Annotated in this window: 16 protein-coding genes and 1 riboswitch; of the genes, 9 read left to right on the top strand and 7 right to left on the bottom strand. The window is 74.9% G+C overall.

Annotated features, from left to right (window positions below):
• Positions 1 to 4: 4 nt before the first annotated feature.
• Complete coding sequence (locus tag ACFYNX_RS10295; protein WP_030204980.1) at positions 5 to 196, bottom strand: hypothetical protein; 192 nt, start codon at positions 194 to 196, stop codon at positions 5 to 7.
• A gap of 94 nt (positions 197 to 290) precedes the next feature.
• Entirely contained in the window at positions 291 to 779 is a 489-nt protein-coding gene (locus ACFYNX_RS10290) for an Asp23/Gls24 family envelope stress response protein (RefSeq protein WP_388659651.1), read from the bottom strand.
• 93 nt (positions 780 to 872) lie between these two features.
• Between ACFYNX_RS10290 and ACFYNX_RS10285 the strand changes: the two genes are divergently transcribed.
• Positions 873 to 1,547, top strand: a complete 675-nt coding sequence (locus ACFYNX_RS10285) for a hypothetical protein (protein ID WP_388659648.1) — start codon at positions 873 to 875, stop codon at positions 1,545 to 1,547.
• Between the two features lie 25 nt (positions 1,548 to 1,572).
• Here ACFYNX_RS10285 and ACFYNX_RS10280 read toward each other — a convergent pair whose 3' ends face one another.
• From ACFYNX_RS10280 to ACFYNX_RS10270, 3 genes are all read right to left on the bottom strand, one after another.
• Complete coding sequence (locus tag ACFYNX_RS10280; protein WP_365550125.1) at positions 1,573 to 2,373, bottom strand: enoyl-CoA hydratase/isomerase family protein; 801 nt, start codon at positions 2,371 to 2,373, stop codon at positions 1,573 to 1,575.
• Between the two features lie 127 nt (positions 2,374 to 2,500).
• Positions 2,501 to 2,722: a helix-turn-helix domain-containing protein gene (locus tag ACFYNX_RS10275; protein WP_006123601.1), complete on the bottom strand. Its 222-nt coding sequence runs from the start codon at positions 2,720 to 2,722 to the stop codon at positions 2,501 to 2,503.
• 365 nt (positions 2,723 to 3,087) lie between these two features.
• Entirely contained in the window at positions 3,088 to 4,686 is a 1,599-nt protein-coding gene (locus tag ACFYNX_RS10270; RefSeq protein WP_365550121.1) for an ABC-F family ATP-binding cassette domain-containing protein, read from the bottom strand.
• A 281-nt stretch (positions 4,687 to 4,967) separates the two neighbouring features.
• On the opposite strand from ACFYNX_RS10270, the gene ACFYNX_RS10265 reads away from it, so the two are divergent.
• Entirely contained in the window at positions 4,968 to 5,858 is an 891-nt protein-coding gene (locus ACFYNX_RS10265) for a neutral zinc metallopeptidase (protein WP_388659644.1), read from the top strand.
• Between the two features lie 66 nt (positions 5,859 to 5,924).
• On the opposite strand, the gene ACFYNX_RS10260 is transcribed toward ACFYNX_RS10265, so the two are convergent.
• Complete coding sequence (locus tag ACFYNX_RS10260) at positions 5,925 to 7,367, bottom strand: hypothetical protein (RefSeq protein ID WP_388659641.1); 1,443 nt, start codon at positions 7,365 to 7,367, stop codon at positions 5,925 to 5,927.
• A 181-nt stretch (positions 7,368 to 7,548) separates the two neighbouring features.
• Positions 7,549 to 8,676 carry an alpha/beta hydrolase gene (locus ACFYNX_RS10255; RefSeq protein ID WP_388659638.1) on the bottom strand — a complete coding sequence of 376 codons (1,128 nt, stop codon included), beginning with the start codon at positions 8,674 to 8,676 and terminating at the stop codon, positions 7,549 to 7,551.
• Positions 8,677 to 9,119: 443 nt separating this feature from the next.
• On the opposite strand from ACFYNX_RS10255, the gene ACFYNX_RS10250 reads away from it, so the two are divergent.
• The 7 genes from ACFYNX_RS10250 (at position 9,120) to ACFYNX_RS10220 (ending at position 17,642) form a co-directional block, all read left to right on the top strand.
• The gene (locus tag ACFYNX_RS10250) at positions 9,120 to 10,388 is read left to right on the top strand and encodes an inorganic phosphate transporter (protein WP_365550112.1); all 1,269 of its coding nucleotides are present in this window, start codon (positions 9,120 to 9,122) and stop codon (positions 10,386 to 10,388) included.
• Between the two features lie 12 nt (positions 10,389 to 10,400).
• A complete protein-coding gene (locus ACFYNX_RS10245) occupies positions 10,401 to 10,622 on the top strand; it encodes a hypothetical protein (protein WP_388659635.1) in 222 nt (73 codons plus the stop codon).
• A 199-nt stretch (positions 10,623 to 10,821) separates the two neighbouring features.
• Positions 10,822 to 10,953: riboswitch (cobalamin riboswitch) on the top strand.
• A 34-nt stretch (positions 10,954 to 10,987) separates the two neighbouring features.
• Positions 10,988 to 11,968: a cobalamin biosynthesis protein gene (locus ACFYNX_RS10240; protein WP_388659632.1), complete on the top strand. Its 981-nt coding sequence runs from the start codon at positions 10,988 to 10,990 to the stop codon at positions 11,966 to 11,968.
• The gene (locus ACFYNX_RS10235; protein ID WP_388659629.1) at positions 11,965 to 13,473 is read left to right on the top strand and encodes a cobyric acid synthase; all 1,509 of its coding nucleotides are present in this window, start codon (positions 11,965 to 11,967) and stop codon (positions 13,471 to 13,473) included. Before ACFYNX_RS10240 ends, ACFYNX_RS10235 begins: the two co-directional genes overlap by 4 nt.
• Before the next feature lie 67 nt (positions 13,474 to 13,540).
• Entirely contained in the window at positions 13,541 to 15,640 is a 2,100-nt protein-coding gene (locus ACFYNX_RS10230) for a putative cobaltochelatase (protein WP_388659626.1), read from the top strand.
• The gene (cobO, locus tag ACFYNX_RS10225) at positions 15,640 to 16,248 is read left to right on the top strand and encodes a cob(I)yrinic acid a,c-diamide adenosyltransferase (RefSeq protein ID WP_125667376.1); all 609 of its coding nucleotides are present in this window, start codon (positions 15,640 to 15,642) and stop codon (positions 16,246 to 16,248) included. Before ACFYNX_RS10230 ends, cobO begins: the two co-directional genes overlap by 1 nt.
• The gene (locus tag ACFYNX_RS10220) at positions 16,242 to 17,642 is read left to right on the top strand and encodes a cobyrinate a,c-diamide synthase (RefSeq protein WP_388659624.1); all 1,401 of its coding nucleotides are present in this window, start codon (positions 16,242 to 16,244) and stop codon (positions 17,640 to 17,642) included. The genes cobO and ACFYNX_RS10220 overlap by 7 nt, the downstream gene beginning before the upstream one ends.
• Position 17,643 lies beyond the last annotated feature (1 nt).

The following is a 17,643-nucleotide window of genomic DNA, read 5'->3' as shown; positions in this document are numbered from 1 at the left end:
CCCGTCACCGCCGCCGGTCGCCGCGCTCGCGTCCCCGGAACAGGTCGCCGGGTTCCAGGTCCCCGTCGGCGAAGCGGCCGACCACGAAGCCGACCGCCCCGAGGGCCGCGACCAGTACGAAGGCTCCGAAGCCGCCGAAGTATCCGGCGAAGCCGAGAGCCATGCCGGCCAACAGGCCGACCACCGCCATGCTCATTCCGCGTCCCTTTCCCGGCCCTGACCGGCCGGTGTTCCGGTGCCTGCTGGAACCGACGGCCCGCCGGGGTCGTCGGTCCCCTGGAGTCGACGGCTCACTGGAGTCGGCGCTGGTCCTCGTCGCCCTCGTCGTCGTCCTCGTCGTCGGGCAGCTTCACGTCGCTGACCGCGATGTTGACCTCGACGACCTCGAGGCCGGTCATCCGCTCGACGGCGTTGACGACGTTCTCGCGGACGTTGCCGGCGACGTCGGAGATGGGGTAGCCGTACTCGACGACGATCTCCAGGTCGAGCGCGGTCTGCACCTCGCCGACCTCGGCCTTCACGCCCCGGGTGACGTTCGACTTGCTGCTGCCCCCGGGGACCCGGTCGCGCACGGCGCCGAAGGTGCGGGAGAGGCCGCTGCCCATGTCGTGGACGCCGTCGACGTCACGCGCGGCGAGACCGGCGATCTTCTCGACCACGCCGTCGGCGATGGTCGTCTTGCCGCGGGTGGCCGCGGGACCGCCGCCGCTCCGCTTGGTCACGGAGGCGCGGCGCGAGTCGTCCGAGCCGGAGTCTCCGGTGTGCGTGGTGTCCGTCATCAGCTTTCGCCCCTTCTGGGTTATTTCGGGGTTCCTCGCTCACATTAAGGGCGCTTTCCCCGATCCGCTCCACCAATGCGGCAGTCTGGGGGAATGACGACGGCTGAGGGTTGGACGGCGGCGGTCCGCGACCGCCTGGCCCCGGGCAGGCTGCTGCCCCTGGGGACGGCGGAGGACGGCGCCTGGATCGCGGAGCGGGCGGCACGGCGGGTGCTCGACCGGGCCGCCGCGGAGGTACGGGGGGTGGTGCCGGGCGTGATCCGGGTCGGTCCCGATCCGGACGGGGAGCCGGGGCCGGAGCCGCTTCCGGTGCCGCCGGGCGCCCTGTCGCCGGGACCGCTGCGGATCACCGCGGACTTCGGGGCGGTGGCGGGCCGGCCGCTGCCGGAGGTGTCCGAGGAGCTGCGGGCGGCCCTGCTCGAGGCGGCGGCGGACGGGATCGGCCTGGCGGTGGCGGCCGTGGACCTGCGGGTGACGGAGCTGCTCGACGCGGCGCCGGAGGAGGAGCCGGCCGCTCCCCCGCCGGGGCGGCCCTCCCCCGCGACGGACGACCCGGTGGCCCTGGCGGTGTTGCGGGTCGAGGGGGTGGCCGGCGTGACGGACGCGCTGGGACCGCCCGTGCGCCGGAGCGGGGACGCGCTGCGGGTCGAGCTGGCCGTGACGGCGGGCCGCCGCCCGCTCGACGTGGCGCGCGCCGCCCGGAACGCCGCGACCGCGGCCGCCGTTGGGGCGACCGCGGTCACGGTCCTGGTGTCGGAACTGCGCTGAGAGGGCGGCGGGGGCGACGGGGCCGTCAGTCGCCGAGGCCCGCGAGGTCGCGCAGGCGGCGGCCCTGGGCGGCGCGCTCGGCGACGCGCTGCTCCTCGTAGGAGCGGCCGGAGACGCCCTGGAGGAGCGCCTTGGTCTCGTTGACCGCGTCGCGGGGCGCCGCGAGCAGGGCGGCGGCGAGGTCCCGTACGGCCGCGTCGAGCTGGTCGGCGGGCACGGCGAGGTTGGCGAGGCCGATGCGCTCGGCCTCGTCGGCGTGCACGAAGCGTCCGGTGGCGCAGATCTCCAGGGCGCGGGCGTAGCCCACGAGGGAGACGAGGGGGTGCGTGCCGGTGAGGTCCGGGACGAGGCCCAGGCTGGTCTCGCGCATGGCGAACTGCACGTCCTCGGCGACGACCCGCAGGTCGCAGGCGAGGGCGAGCTGGAAGCCCGCGCCGATGGCGTGCCCCTGGACGGCCGCGATCGACACGAGGTCGCCACGGCGCCACCAGGTGAACGCCTCCTGGTACTCGGCGATGACGGCGTCGAGGTCTTCGTCGGAGCCCCGCGCCATGTCGAGGAAGGAAGGCTCGCCGTCGAAGCCCTCGGGCGTGAACGCCTGCCGGTCGAGTCCGGCGGAGAAGGACTTGCCCTCACCGCGCAGGACCACGACCCGCACGCTGCCCGGCAACGACCGCCCGGCTTCCGTCAACGCCCGCCACAGAGCGGGAGACTGGGCGTTGCGCTTCGCCGGATTGGTCAAGGTCACCGTGGCGACGGCGTCCTCGACGGTGAGCCGTACACCGTCCTTGTCGAATACGAGCTCGGCGTCGTCGAGCGTGGTCATGGGGGGCCTCCGGTTCCGGTGCAGCACTGAGTCCATTGCTAAGTGACTGCACAGTAACCACCCGGCCCGCCCTGGGGCCGACCGGGTGGCCACCGGGGGAACCGGTGGCCCGGTCGGGCCGCCCCTGTCAGGCCGAGGCCGCCTTCTTGCCCCGTGTCGCTCCACCGCGTCCACGCAGCGTGACCCCGGACTCACTGAGCATCCGGTGGACGAATCCGTAGGAGCGACCGGTTTCCTCGGCCAGCGCCCGGATGCTCGCACCGGAGTCGTACTTCTTCTTCAGGTCTGCCGCGAGCTTGTCACGCGCGGCGCCGGTCACCCGGCTGCCCTTCTTCAGAGTCTCGGCCACCCGTGCCTCCTCATGGGAAGTGCGCTCTGGACTTCTCATGATCACCCCTCCCGTCCGTCCTGGCCACCCATTCGACAAGGTCCGTGCCGCTTGCTTGGTGGACGGGTACCCCGTCGTCACGACCGGAACCCCGTCTTCCGATCTTCGGGAAAGGCACCGCCACGCCGGTCGGGACGGGAAGTGCCAGGTCAGCGGGGCTCCGGGAGGACGCGTGCGGCGCGGGTCTGCCGGAAGGATTCAGCAGAACACCGCGCCGACGGGTACGAGACGTCCTCACTCAGATGAAGGATCACCCATGAGCCGAATGATCCAGCCCGGGATGATCGTCCGGGGCCCCGCAGGGGTCCTCGGGGGCTTCCCGGCGGTCAGGCCAGGGCCACCAGGTCCGCGTAGTCCGCGCCCCACAGGTCCTCGACGCCGTCCGGGAGCAGGATGATCCGCTCCGGGTCGAGCGCCTCCACGGCCCCCTCGTCGTGGGTGACGAGGACGACGGCGCCCTTGTACGTGCGCAGCGCGCCGAGGATCTCCTCGCGGCTGGCCGGGTCCAGGTTGTTGGTGGGCTCGTCGAGGAGCAGCACGTTCGCCGAGGAGACGACCAGGGTCGCCAGGGCCAGCCGGGTCTTCTCGCCGCCGGAGAGCACCCCGGCGGGCTTGTCGACGTCGTCGCCGGAGAAGAGGAACGAGCCCAGCGTCTTGCGCACGTCGACGAGGTCGAGGTCGGGCGCGGCCGAGCGCATGTTCTCCAGGACGGTCCGGTCGGGGTCGAGGGTCTCGTGCTCCTGGGCGTAGTAGCCGAGCTTGAGGCCGTGGCCCGGGGTGACCTCGCCGGTGTCGGGCTGCTCGACCCCGCCGAGCAGGCGCAGCAGGGTCGTCTTGCCGGCGCCGTTGAGGCCGAGGATGACGACGCGCGAGCCCTTGTCGATGGCGAGGCTCACGTCGGTGAAGATCTCCAGCGAGCCGTACGACTTGGAGAGCCCCTCGGCCGTCAGCGGGGTCTTGCCGCAGGGCGAGGGCTCGGGGAAGCGCAGCTTGGCGACCTTGTCGGAGGCACGCACCGCCTCCAGGCCGGAGAGCAGCCGCTCGGCGCGCTTGGCCATGTTCTGCGCGGCGACGGTCTTGGTGGCCTTGGCGCGCATCTTGTCGGCCTGCGAGTTGAGCGCGGCGGCCTTCTTCTCGGCGTTCTGGCGCTCGCGCTTGCGGCGCTTCTCGTCGGCCTCGCGCTGCTGCTGGTAGAGCTTCCAGCCCATGTTGTAGACGTCGATCACGGAGCGGTTGGCGTCCAGGTAGAAGACCTTGTTGACCACGGTCTCGACCAGGTCGACGTCGTGGGAGATGACGATGAAGCCGCCGCGGTAGGTCTTCAGGTAGTCGCGCAGCCAGACGATCGAGTCGGCGTCGAGGTGGTTCGTGGGCTCGTCGAGGAGGAGCGTGTCGGCGTCCGAGAAGAGGATCCGGGCGAGCTCGACGCGGCGGCGCTGACCGCCGGAGAGGGTGTGCAGCGGCTGGCCCATGACCCGGTCGGGCAGGCCGAGGGCGGCGGCGATGGTGGAGGCCTCGGCCTCGGCCGCGTACCCGCCCTTGGTGAGGAACTCGGTCTCCTGGCGCTCGTACTGGCGCAGGGCCTTGTCGCGGGTGGCGCCGCTGCCGGTGGCGATCCGCTCCTCGTTCATCCGCATCTTCTTGAGGAGGGTGTCGAGGCCGCGGGCGGAGAGGATGCGGTCGCGGGCCAGGACGTCGAGGTCGCCGGTGCGCGGGTCCTGCGGGAGGTAGCCGACCTCGCCGGAGCGGGTGATGGTGCCGCCGGCGGGCTGGCCCTCGCCGGCCAGGCACTTGGTGAGGGTGGTCTTGCCCGCTCCGTTGCGGCCGACCAGGCCGATGCGGTCGCCCTTGGCGACGCGGAAGGAAGCGGACTCGATGAGGACGCGGGCGCCGGCGCGCAGCTCGATGCCGGAAGCGGTGATCACGGACAGACTCCAGGGCGGTGGGGATACGGCGGAAGGACGGGGTGGAGGGCTTCGACGCCGCTAATGCACGGGGAGAATGGCCATACGGCCAGTCTAACGGGACCCTGCAACTGGTTTTCGGCCATGTGGGGCGCTGACCGCCCCCGCCCGCGCCTCCCGCGCCCTCCGCCGGCCCGCCCCTCCCACCGACGCTTCGCAAAAGAAGCGCCGGGTACACGGCCGTCCGATACTCGGCGCAGGGCGGCGGTCACTGCCCGGCGGACAGCGGAGGGTGGTGGACCGTGCAGTTCGACGACAACGCCGATCTGGACACCTCGGAGGTCAGTGACTCCCGGGGAAGCCGGATCCCGGGCGGTGGGGCGACCATCGGCGGCGGGATCATCGGTTTCGTCGCGCTGGTCCTGGGGTTGTTCTTCGGGGTGGGGCCCGACCAGCTCGGGCTCTCGGACGGCGGCGACCAGCCGGCCGCGACCTCGTCCTCGGCGGCCCAGGTGGACCAGGTCTGCAAGAAGGGCTCGGACGCCAACACGCGCGAGGACTGCCGGATCGTCGCCGTCGTCAACAGCGTGCAGGACTACTGGCGGGGCGAGTACGAGCGCCGGGGCGGGACCTACGCCAACGCCACCACCAAGCTCTTCACCCAGCGGGTCGGGACCGCGTGCGGCACGGCGACCTCGGCGGTGGGGCCGTTCTACTGCCCCGGCGACCGGCAGGTCTACCTGGACCTGGACTTCTTCGACGAGCTGCGCACCAAGTTCGGGGCGAGCGGCGGGCCCTTCGCCGAGGCGTACGTGGTGGCGCACGAGTACGGCCACCACGTCCAGAACCTGATGGGGACCCTGAGCCGCGCCCAGGACGGCCGGACCGGCGCGGACTCCAACGCGGTGCGGGTCGAGCTCCAGGCCGACTGCTACGCGGGCGTGTGGGCGCGGCACGCGACGACCACGCCCGACGAGAAGACGGGCCGGAAGCTGCTGACGCAGCTCACCGACCAGGACATCCAGGACGGCCTGAACGCGGCGGCCGCGGTGGGCGACGACCGGATCCAGGAGAAGTTCCAGGGCCGGGTGACGCCGGAGAGCTGGACCCACGGCTCGGCGGCGCAGCGGCAGCAGTGGTTCTACACGGGCTACGAGACCGGCGACATGGCCCGCTGCGACACCTTCCGCTGAGTACCTTCCACCGGCCGGGCCGTCGTCCCCGGCGCCACGGGCACTCCGCGGCGCCGGGGACGCGCGTCACGCTCCCCCGGTGTGGACCTGGAAGGCGGCCCTGCGGACCGCCTTGGCCAGGGCCGGGTCCGGGTGGGCGGCGGCGAGGGCGACGAGGACCTGGACGGTACGGGGGTGGCCGACGGCCCGGACCTCGTCGAGCAGCGCGGGGACGGTGCCCTGCACGGCGGAGTCGAGGTGGCGGACGAGCAGCGCGCTCTCGCCGTGGTCGGCGACGGCCGCGGCGGTGTCCACCCAGAGCCAGGTGGCCTCCTCCCGGGTGAGCACCTCCTGGGCGTCGTCGGGGTCGGCGCCCTCGTACTCCGCGAGCCAGAGCAGCGCGTACGGGCGCAGCGAGGGCTCGGCGACGGTGGCCCGGACCTCGGCCTCGGCGGGGGCGCCGACGACCCGGAGCGCCTCGAAGGCGAGGCCGCGCAGCAGGGCGTCCTCGCCCCGGGCGACGGCGAGGAGCTCGGCCACCGCGCTGGAGAGGGTGCGGGCCGCGAGCCAGGCGCGGTACTCGTCGCGGGCCGGGCCCGGGGTGAGCCGGGCGCAGCCGCGGAGCATGTCCTCGGCGGACTGCTCGATGTTGCCCGCGGGGCTCTGCGCGGCGACGCAGATCTGCTCCAGCTTGACCCACACCGCCCAGTTGCCGAGCGGGGTGAGGGTGGCGTGACGCTCGCCGGAGCCGGAGTCGGCGGCGGAGTCGGAGTCGGAGTCCAGGGTGAGCGCGCCGACGGCGGCCAGGCCCTCCAGGGCCCAGTCGAGGAGGGCGGGCAGCCCGGCGGTGCCGGCCTCGGCCGGGGCCTCGCGGGCCTCGGGGGCGTGTTCGGGTGCGGGGACCTCGCAGCGCTCCTCGCGGAGCTCCTCGACCCGCTGGCCGAGGAGGTCGAGGAGGGCCGGGACGAGGACCGGGCCCTGGGAGAGCTGGAGCAGCGAGAGCACCTGCGGGACGGCCTCGACGACCTCCGCGACGGCGCTCGGGGCGACCCCCTCGGGGGCCGGGTGCACCAGGGACCAGGCGTCGAAGAGGGCGACCCAGCCGCGCAGCACGGCGGAGTCGTCGCGGTCCCAGGCGTGCAGCCGCCAGCCGGGGCGGGCGGTGTCGCCGTGGAGCTCGACGAGTCCGGCGAGCCGGGCGCGGTCCCAGCCGGCCCGGACCTGGGCGGGCGTCAGGTCGAGGGCCGCGGCGGCCCGTTCCTGCGGGGGGAGGGCGCCGGAGCCGGTGCGGGGGGCCGTCCGCGCCGCGCCCCCGGCGGCGGCCCAGCGGGCGATCCGTACGGCGTCGGCGAGGACGTGCCGGGCCTGGCGGGCGAGTTCCGCGCGGGGCGGAGTGCCCTCGGGCGGCCGCGGCGCCGGCCGGGAGCGCCGGGTCGTCACGGCCCGTCGGGCGGTGGCCAGCGACCGTGGGCGGACGAGTCGGAGTCTGGAGTTGCGCGCCAATGGTTCATCGGGCTTTCGAGACGTCACGGGGGCAGTCTTCCCGCTGACGGCCCGAAAGCCCAATCGGAACCGGCCGCGCCGTCGGAACGGGCCCCGCGGAGGCCCGGCGGAGGTCCCGCGAAGACCGTACGGAGGTGCTGCGGAGGCTTCGGGCGGGGCTCCCCCGGCGCCGGTGGGGAAGGCCGCCGCGGCGGGCGCGCGGGAGGTCTCAGAGCAGCGGAACGAGGAAGCGGCGCAGGGACTCCTCGTAGCGGACCGGGTCGGGGTTCCACATCGCCGCGTGCGGGGCGTCCCGGACGGTCTTCAGGCTGATCAGGTCGGGGCGGCGGGCGGCGAGTTCGACGGAGGGCTCCCAGGGGGCGATCGCGTCCTCGGGGCCGTGGAAGAGGAGGACCGGGGAGCGCAGGGCGCCGGGGACCGAGGCGAACTGGAGGAGGTCGCCGTGCGGGCCCGTCCTGCCCCGGGCGGCGCGGACGGCGAGCGGCATCAGGAAGCCGGGGACGTGCCGGGCGGACGCGAGGTGGCGGAGGGTGACCTCCCAGTCCAGGACCGGGGAGTCGAGGACGAGGCCGGCGATCCGGTCGCGCACCCCCGAGTCGGCGGCGGCGCGCAGGGCCATCGACGCCCCGGGCCCCCAGCCGTGCAGGACGACCTTCTGCGCGCCGCGGCGGACGGCGTAGCGGACGGCGGCGTCGACGTCGCGCCACTCGGAGTCGCCGAGGTGGGCGAGGCCGTCCGGGGAGGGGGGAGCGCCCGCGTCGCCCCGGTAGGCGGGGACGAGGACGGGGATCCGGTGCCGGTGGTAGAAGGGGACGACGTTCAGCGGGTGTTCGCGGGTGGCGCCGAGGCCGTGCAGGGCGATCACCCAGGTGGTGCGCGGGGCGGGCACGAGCCAGGCCGGCAGGGGGCCGAGTTCGCCGGGGATCTCCACGTCCTCGTGGTCGAGCCCGAGGGCGCTCGTGGGCGTGCCCCGGTGGAGCGCGGGGGTGAGCCGGACGCGGGCGCCGGGCCCGGGGGCGCCGAGCTCGACCCGCTCCAGGCGCCGGACGACGGTGTCGGCGGTGTGCGGGGTCCGGGTGAGGACGGGGCCGAGGACGGCGTGCAGGCCGGGGCCCTCCATGCCGTACGTGCCGGGGCGCAGCGAGGCGAGGCTGCGGGTGAGGGTGATCCGGTCGGGGCCCGTGGCGTGCACGGTCAGCCGGGGATCGCCGGGCAGGGGGCGGACGGACGACGCCTTGAGGGCGAGGTCGCTGGCGTACCGGCCGGCCGCGACCGCGGCCGCGCCGACACCGAACAGGGTGGTGACGGCCGCTGCCGTCGCTGTAGCCGGGCGCACACCCCCAGTGTCCGCAGGACGGGGCCGCGATGCCACCGGAGGGGCGCGGCCCGGGGCGGGAGGAGAGGAGGGGCCGCCCCGGGTCCGGAGGGGTGGTCCCGGTGGCCGGAGGGGTGGCCCGGCGACCGGAGGCCGCCACTCAGGGGAGTGACGTGGGTCTCCTCGGCGGGGTCCTCCGGTCGGGTGGTCCGGGTCCGGGGAGCGGAACGGGGCGGCACGGGAGGAACCGGGGCAGGCCGCCGGGGCCTTGCGGGGGCCCGGATTACCCGGGGTCGCAGGGCGCCCGCATCGTGGACGGCCCCCTCCCGGACCCCTCCGCGAGGGCCAAGCGGAATCTCCTGGCACCGGTTAGGGACACCACGCCGCCCGCCCCAGTTCATCTTCCGTTCACCCAGGTTGCTTACGTTCGACCAGCCACTGACGTCAAACGATTGCCTGGGTAAATGGAACACATCACGCTGCTGCTCGCCATTGTGGTCGTGACAGCTCTCGTGTTCGATTTCACGAACGGTTTCCACGACACCGCGAACGCGATGGCCACGACCATCTCGACCGGTGCGCTCAAGCCCAAGACGGCGGTGGCCATGTCCGCCGTGCTCAACCTCGTCGGCGCGTTCCTGTCCGTGGAGGTCGCCAAGACGATCTCCGGCGGGATCATCAACGAAGAGGGCATCCGCACAGAGGTGATCTTCGCCGCGCTGGTCGGCGCCATCCTGTGGAACCTGCTGACCTGGCTGCTCGGACTTCCGTCCAGCTCTTCCCACGCGCTCTTCGGCGGCCTCATCGGCGCCGCGGTCATGTCGGCCGGCTGGTCGGCGGTGAACGGCTCCACGATCGTCACCAAGGTCCTCATCCCGGCCGTCGCCGCGCCGATCGTCGCCGGCCTCGCCGCGACGGCCGCCACCAGGCTGACGTACAAGATCAAGGCGAACCCCGAGGCGAAGGCCACGGCCAAGGGCTACCGGGCCGGCCAGATCGCCTCCGCCGGTCTCGTCTCCCTCGCCCACGGCACCAACGACGCCCAGAAGACGATGGGCATCATCACCCTGGCCCTGGTCACCCAGGGCGTCGTCGCCCCCGGCTCGAACCCGCCCCTGTGGGTCGTCGTCTCCGCCGGCGTCGCCATCGCGCTCGGCACCTACCTCGGCGGCTGGCGCATCATCCGCACCATGGGCAAGGGCCTCACCGACCTCCAGCCGCAGCAGGGCTTCGCCGCCCAGACCAGCGCCGCGACGGTCATCCTGGCCTCCTCGCACCTCGGCTTCTCCCTCTCCACCACCCAGTCCTGCTCGGGTGCCGTGATGGGCGCCGGCCTCGGCCGCAAGGGCGGTGTCGTCCGCTGGTCGACCGCGACCCGGATGTTCGTCGCCTGGGGCCTGACCCTGCCCGCCGCGGGCCTGGTCGGCGCCGGCGCCGAGTTCCTCACCAAGCAGGGCGCCTGGGGCATCGCCGCCGTCGCGGTCCTGCTCGTGGCCGGTTCGGCCGTCATCTGGTCGCTCTCCCGCCGCAAGCCGGTCGACCACCACAACGTCACGGCCGACGACGTGGAGGCCGAGGAGCCCGCGGGCGTGGTGACCACCGCCATCGCGGCCGTCACCCCGCCGCCGGCCGGCTCCGTCGCCGCCGTCACCGACGAGGACCTCAAGGCGACCATCCCCGCCCCGGCCCCCACCGACCCGACCGCTCCCCCGGCCCCGGCCGCGAAGGTCTAAGGAAAGCACCGCATGAAGATCGACTGGGCAGCCCTCGGCTCCGTCTTCGGAGTCAGCCTCGTGGCGACCGTCGCCCTGGTGGGCCTCTTCTCCCTCGGCATCGGCGGCCTCACCAAGCAGGAGGAGGCCACCGCGCGCGGCGGCTCCGCCGCCCTGGCCCGCACCGGCGCCTACGCCTGCTTCGGCCTGTGCCTCGCGGCCGTGGCGTACGGCATCTACCTGATCGTCGCCTGACGGTTCCCGCTCCACCGGCCGGGGGGGGGGGGGGGGGGGGGGGGGGGGGGCCCGCCCCCCGGGGGGGGGGGCGGGGGGCGCCCCCCCCCCCCCGGGGGGGGGCCCCCCCCCGGGGGGGGGCGCCCCCCCCCGGCCGCTTTCCTGTGGTGCTCCGCACAGTGCGCCGCCGCAGGTCAAGGCTGGGTTGACGCCCGTTCTCGGGGCGTGGTGGACTGCCGAGGCCATTACGGCGGCAGCAGAGGAAGTCCGGTGCGAATCCGGCGCGGTCCCGCCACTGTGACCGGATCCGAGGGTCCGGGAGTCAGGAACTCTCGCCGCCGGTCACGTCGATCCAGGGCGCGGACCCTGAGTGAGGACACAGCACCATGCCCGGCCGCCCCAGAGCCACCGGTGTCTTCGCGTACGGCGCGGCCGCGGGCCTCGCCGTCGACCTGCTCCTCGGCGATCCCCGCCGGGGCCATCCCGTCGCCGCGTTCGGCCGGACCGCCGCCGCCGTCGAGGAGCGCCTCCACCACGACCACCGCGGCTGGGGCGCCCTGCACACCGCCGTCTGCGCCGGCTCCACCGTCGCCCTCGGCGCCCTCGCCGCCCGGGCCGTGCGGAACCGTCCGGCCGCCGCCGTCGCGCTGACCGCCGCCTCCGTGTGGGCCGTCGTCGGCGGGACGACCCTGGGCCGGGAGGCCCGCGCGATCGGCGGGGCGCTGGCCGCCGGGGACCTGGAGGTGGCCCGGGAGCGGCTCCCCCACCTGTGCGGGCGCGACCCGCAGTCACTGGACGGTCCCGCGATGGCCCGCGCGGTCGTCGAGTCGGTCGCCGAGAACACCTCGGACGCCGTGGTCGGCGCCCTGTTCTGGGGCGCGGTCGCGGGCGTGCCGGGGCTCGTCGGCTTCCGGGCCGTCAACACCCTGGACGCGATGGTCGGCCACAAGTCGCCCCGCCACCGCCGCTTCGGCTGGGCCTCGGCCCGCCTCGACGACCTGGCCGGCTGGCCGGGCGCGCGCCTGACGGCCGCGCTCGCGACCGTCGCCGGCGGGAACCCGCGCGGGGCCGTCCGGGCCTGGCGGGCGGACGCGTCGAAGCACCCGAGCCCCAACGCGGGCCCGGTCGAGGCCTCCTTCGCGGGCGCGTTGGGCGTACGGCTCGGGGGCACCCTCTCGTACGGCGGGCGCGTCGAGCACCGGCCGGTCCTGAACGGGGAGGGGCGGGACGTCGAGGTGGCGGACGTCGAACGGGCGGTGGCGCTCTCGCGCCGGGTGACCGCGCTGACCCTGGCCGCCTGTGTGGGCGGCCGTCTGATCGCCGACGCCGTGAGGCACGGGAAGCACGGAAAGCGGGGGAACGCATGAGGGGCGGGGGGCTGCTGGTCGCCGGGACCACGTCCGACGCGGGCAAGAGCGTCGTGACGGCCGGGATCTGCCGCTGGCTGGTCCGCAAGGGCCTGAAGGTGGCGCCGTTCAAGGGGCAGAACATGTCCCTCAACTCCTTCGTCACGCGCGAGGGCGCCGAGATAGGCCGGGCCCAGGCCATGCAGGCGCAGGCCGCCCGGGTCGAGCCGACCGCGCTGATGAACCCGGTGCTGCTCAAGCCGGGCGGCGACCGCTCCAGCCAGGTCGTCCTGATGGGCAGGCCGGTCGGTGAGCTGAGTGCCCGTGGCTACCACGGAGGTAGGCAGAAGGAGCTGTTCGAGCCGGTCATGGCGTGCCTGGAGGAGCTGCGGAGCACGTACGACGCGGTGATCTGCGAGGGCGCCGGCAGCCCGGCCGAGATCAACCTGCGGCGCACCGACATCGTGAACATGGGCGTGGCGCGGGCCGCGCGACTGCCCGTGGTGGTGGTCGGGGACATCGACCGGGGCGGGGTCTTCGCCCAGTTCTTCGGCACGACGGCGCTGCTGTCCCCCGAGGACCAGTCGCTCGTCGCCGGATACCTCGTGAACAAGTTCCGGGGCGACGTGAGCCTCCTCGAACCCGGGCTCGACATGCTGTACGGCCTGACCGGGCGCCGGACCTTCGGCGTCCTGCCGTACGCGCACGGGCTCGGCATCGACGAGGAGGACGGCCTGCGGGTGTCCCTGCGGGGCACGGTCCGGGAGTCGGTCGTGGCGCCGCCGGTCGGCGCGGACGTGCTGCGGGTCGCCGTGTGCGCCGTCCCCCTGATGTCCAACTTCACGGACGTGGACGCGCTGGCGGCCGAACCGGGCGTGGTCGTCCGGTTCGTGGACCGGCCCGAGGAGCTGGTCGACGCGGACCTGGTGGTCGTACCGGGGACGCGCGGCACGGTGAAGGCGCTCGCCTGGCTGCGGGAGCGCGGCCTCGCGGACGCCCTGGCCCGGCGCGCGGCCGAGGGCCGCCCGGTGCTCGGCATCTGCGGCGGCTTCCAGGCCCTGGGCGAGCGGATCGAGGACGAGGTCGAGTCCAGGGCCGGTGTGGTCGACGGGCTCGGACTGCTTCCCGTACGGGTGCGGTTCGGGGTCGAGAAGACCCTGGCCCGGCCGGTCGGCGAGGCGCTCGGCGAGCGGGTCGAGGGGTACGAGATCCACCACGGCGTCGCGGACGTACAAGGGGGGGAGCCGTTCTTGGACGGCTGCCGGGTCGGCTCCGTGTGGGGCACCCACTGGCACGGCTCCCTGGAGGGCGACGGCTTCCGGCGGGCGTTCCTGCGGGAGGTCGCGGCGGCGGCCGGACGCCGGTTCGTCCCGGCCCCGGACACGTCGTTCGGCGCCCTGCGCGAGGAACAGCTCGACCGGCTGGGCGACCTGATCGAGGAGCACGCGGACACGGACGCGCTGCTGCGGCTGATCGAGGAGGGCGCCCCGGCGGGGCTGCCGTTCGTACCGCCGGGGGCGCCGTGAACGGGCCCGCCACCGACGGCCGTACGCCATTGTTCGAACATCAGCGATGCGAAGGAGAGACCACCCGATGAGCACCCGGTACCCGTTCACCGCCGTCGTCGGCATGGACGACCTGCGGCTCGCGCTGCTCCTGAACGCCGTCAGCCCCGCCGTGGGCGGCGTGCTCGTCCGGGGCGAGAAGGGCACCGCCAAGTCCACCGCCGTGCGGGCGCTCGCGGAGCTGCTGCCCGCCGTGCCGGTGGTCGCGGGCTGCCGGTTCAGTTGCGACCCGGCCGCGCCGGACCCGGGCTGCCCGGACGGGCCGCACGAGGCGGGCCCGGGGGCCGAGCGGCCCGCGCGGATGGTCGAACTGCCCGTCGGCGCCTCCGAGGACCGGCTCGTCGGCTCGCTCGACATCGAGAAGGCCCTCGCGGAGGGCGTGAAGGCCTTCGAGCCGGGGCTCCTCGCCGACGCGCACCGGGGCATCCTGTACGTCGACGAGGTCAACCTCCTGAGCGACCACCTGATCGACCACCTCCTCGACGCCGCCGCCATGGGCTCCTCCTACGTCGAGCGCGAGGGCGTCTCCGTGCGGCACGCGGCCCGGTTCCTGCTCGTCGGGACCATGAACCCCGAGGAGGGCGAGCTGCGGCCGCAGCTCCTCGACCGGTTCGGGCTCACCGTGGAGGTCGCCGCCTCCCGCGAGCCCGAGCAGCGGGTGGAGGTCGTGCGGCGGCGGCTCGCCTTCGAGGACGACCCGGCCGCGTTCGCCGCGCGCTGGACCGGCGAGGAGAGCGCGCTGCGCGAGCGGATCGTCGCCGCCCGCGCCCTGCTCCCGCAGGTGGTCCTCGGGGACGCCGTCCTGCTCCAGATCGCCGCGACCTGCGCCGCGTTCGAGGTGGACGGCATGCGCGCCGACATCGTCATGGCCCGCACGGCCACCGCGCTCGCCGCCTGGGCCGGACGGACGGAGGTGACCTCCGAGGACGTGCGGCAGGCCGCGCTCCTGGCCCTCCCCCACCGCCGCCGGCGCTCGCCCTTCGACGCGCCCGGACTCGACGAGGACAAGCTCGACGAGACCCTGGAGCGGTTCAAGGGCGAGGACCCGGACCCCGACCCGGAGCCGGACGGCCCGGGGGACGGCGGCCCGGACGGCGGCGGCCCGGGTGACGGCGGGGGCGGTCCGGACGGCGGCGGCGTCCCGCCGCAGGGCGACGGGCCCGCGCCCGAGGACGTACCGGTGCCCGAGGACGTACCGGCGCCGGAGGAGGCTCCCGTGCGGGAGCGGGCACCCGCCCCGCAGCAGGCCGGTTCCGGTTCCGGCGAGCGGGCCGCCGTCAAGGCCGCCGAGCCCTTCCGTACGAGGGTGCTCAGCGTGCCCGGTCTCGGCGAGGGCGCGGCCGGGCGCCGCTCCCGGGCCCGCACCGAGCACGGCCGTACGACCGGCTCCACCCGGCCCCGGGGCGCGCTGACCAAGCTGCACCTGGCGGCGACCGTGCAGGCCGCCGCCCCGCACCAGAAGGCGCGCGGGCGGACCGGACCGGGGCTCGTGGTCCGGCGCGACGACCTGCGGCAGGCGACCCGGGAGGGCCGCGAGGGCAACCTCGTGCTCTTCGCGGTCGACGCCTCGGGCTCGATGGCGGCCCGGCAGCGGATGAGCGCGGTCAAGGGCGCGGTGCTCTCGCTGCTCCTCGACGCCTACCAGCGGCGCGACAAGGTCGGCCTGGTCACCTTCCGGGGCCGGGACGCCGAGGTGGCGCTGCCGCCGACCTCGTCCGTGGACGCGGCCGCCGCCCGGCTCGAACAGCTTCCGACGGGCGGGCGCACGCCCCTGTCGGCCGGGCTGCTCAAGGCCCACGACGTGCTGCGGGTCGAGCGGCTGCGGGACCCCTCGCGCCGCCCGCTGCTCGTCGTGGTGACCGACGGGCGGGCGACCGGGGGGCGCGCGGCCGGCGACCCGGTGGCGCTCGCCGCCCGCGCGGCGCGGCTGCACGCCGCCGAGGGCACGGCGTCGGTCGTCGTGGACTGCGAGACCGGCCCGGTGCGGCTGGGGCTCGCGGGACAGCTCGCGCGTGAACTCGGCGGCACCGCCGTGACGCTGGACGAGCTGCGCGCCGACTCGATCGCCGGCCTCGTCAGGGACGTACAGGCAGGACACGCAGCACAGGCATCCAGGAGGGCCGCTTAATGCCGCAGGGACAGCCGACCGTCGTTCCCGACGACGGTCTGACCACCCGCCAGCGCCGCAACCGCGCGCTGGTGATGGTGCACACGGGCGTCGGCAAGGGGAAGTCGACCGCCGCCTTCGGCATGGCGCTGCGCGCCTGGAACCAGGGCTGGCCGATCGGGGTGTTCCAGTTCGTGAAGTCCGCCAAGTGGAAGGTCGGCGAGGAGAACGCCCTCAAGGCGCTCGGCGAGACCGGCAAGGGCGGCACGGTCACCTGGAACAAGATGGGCGAGGGCTGGTCCTGGATCCAGCGCGAGGTCGCCGAGGGCGAGCAGTCGCACGAGGACAAGGCGCGCGAGGGCTGGGAGCAGGTCAAGCGGGACCTCGCGGAGGAGAGGTACAAGTTCTACGTCCTCGACGAGTTCGCCTACCTCCTGCACTGGGGCTGGATCGACGTGAACGAGGTCGTGGAGGTGCTGCGGGGGCGGCCCGGTCAGCAGCACGTCGTCATCACCGGCCGCAACGCGCCCCGGGAGCTGGTGGACTTCGCGGACCTCGTCACCGACATGTCCAAGGTCAAGCACCCGATGGACGCCGGTCAGAAGGGCCAGCGGGGCATCGAGTGGTAGCACGTCTCGTCATCGCCGCGCCCTCCTCGGGCGCGGGCAAGACCACGGTCGCGACCGGCCTGATGGCCGCGTTCGCGGGCCGCGGCCTGGCCGTCTCCCCGCACAAGGTCGGCCCGGACTACATCGACCCCGGCTACCACGCGCTCGCGACGGGCCGCCCGGGGCGCAACCTCGACGCGTACATGTGCGGCACGGGGCTCGTGGCGCCGCTCTTCCTGCACGGGTCGCGCGGCTGCGACCTGGCCGTGGTCGAGGGGGTCATGGGGCTGTACGACGGGGCCGCCGACCAGGGCGAGCTGGCGTCAACCGCGCAGGTGGCGAAGCTGCTCAAGGCGCCGGTGGTCCTGGTCGTGGACGCGTCCTCGCAGTCGCGGTCGGTGGCGGCGCTCGTGCACGGGTTCGCGTCCTGGGACCCGGAGGTGCGGATCGGGGGCGTGATCCTCAACAAGGTCGCGACCGACCGGCACGAGCACCTGCTGCGGGAGGCGCTCGGGGAGTCCGGGGTGCCGGTCCTCGGCGTGCTGCGGCGGGCGCCCGCCGTGGCGACGCCGTCGCGGCACCTGGGGCTCGTGCCGGTGGCCGAGCGGCAGGCCGCCGCCGTGGAGGCGGTGGCGGCGCAGGCCGAACAGGTCCTGGCCGGGTGCGACATGGAGGCGCTGCTCGCGCTCGCGCGGTCGGCGCCGGAGCTGTCGGCGGAGGCGTGGTCGCCGGAGGTCGTGGGGCGCGCGGTCGCGGGCCGGCCCCGGATCGCGGTGGCCGGCGGGGCGGCGTTCACGTTCTCGTACGCCGAGCACACCGAACTCCTGACCGCCGCCGGTGCCGAGGTCGTCGCCTTCGACCCGCTGCGGGACGAGGTGCTGCCCGAGGGGACCTCCGGGCTCGTGATCGGGGGCGGCTTCCCCGAGGTGTACGGGGGCGAGCTGTCCGCCAACGAGCCGCTGCGGAAGGCCGTGGCCGGGCTCGCCGCCTCGGGGGCGCCGATCGCGGCCGAGTGCGCCGGGCTGCTCTACCTGGCGCGGTCCCTGGACGGCACGCCCATGTGCGGGGTGCTCGACGCCGACGCGCGCATGTCGGAGCGGCTCACGCTCGGGTACCGGGACGCGGTGGCCGTCAGCGACAGCGTCCTCGCGCCGGCCGGGGCGCGGATGCGGGGGCACGAGTTCCACCGGACCGTGATCGAGCCGGGCGCCGGGGAGCGGGCGGCGTGGGGGCTGCGGCAGCCCGAGCGTCGCGTGGAGGGGTTCGTACGGGGCGGGGTGCACGCCAGTTACGTGCACACGCACTGGGCGGGCGCGCCCGGGGCGGCGGCGCGGTTCGTGGAGCGGTGCGCGGGTGCGGGTTCGATCGACGGTCCGGTCGCGGGCGGTCCGGTCGTGGAGGGTCCGGGCGCGTGAG

Origin of the sequence: Streptomyces sp. NPDC007872, from assembly GCF_042868165.1 — a bacterium.
GTDB lineage: Bacteria > Actinomycetota > Actinomycetes > Streptomycetales > Streptomycetaceae > Streptomyces.
The sequence above is the reverse complement of the archived record's forward strand: the minus strand, read 5'-3'. Positions and strand labels throughout refer to the sequence as shown.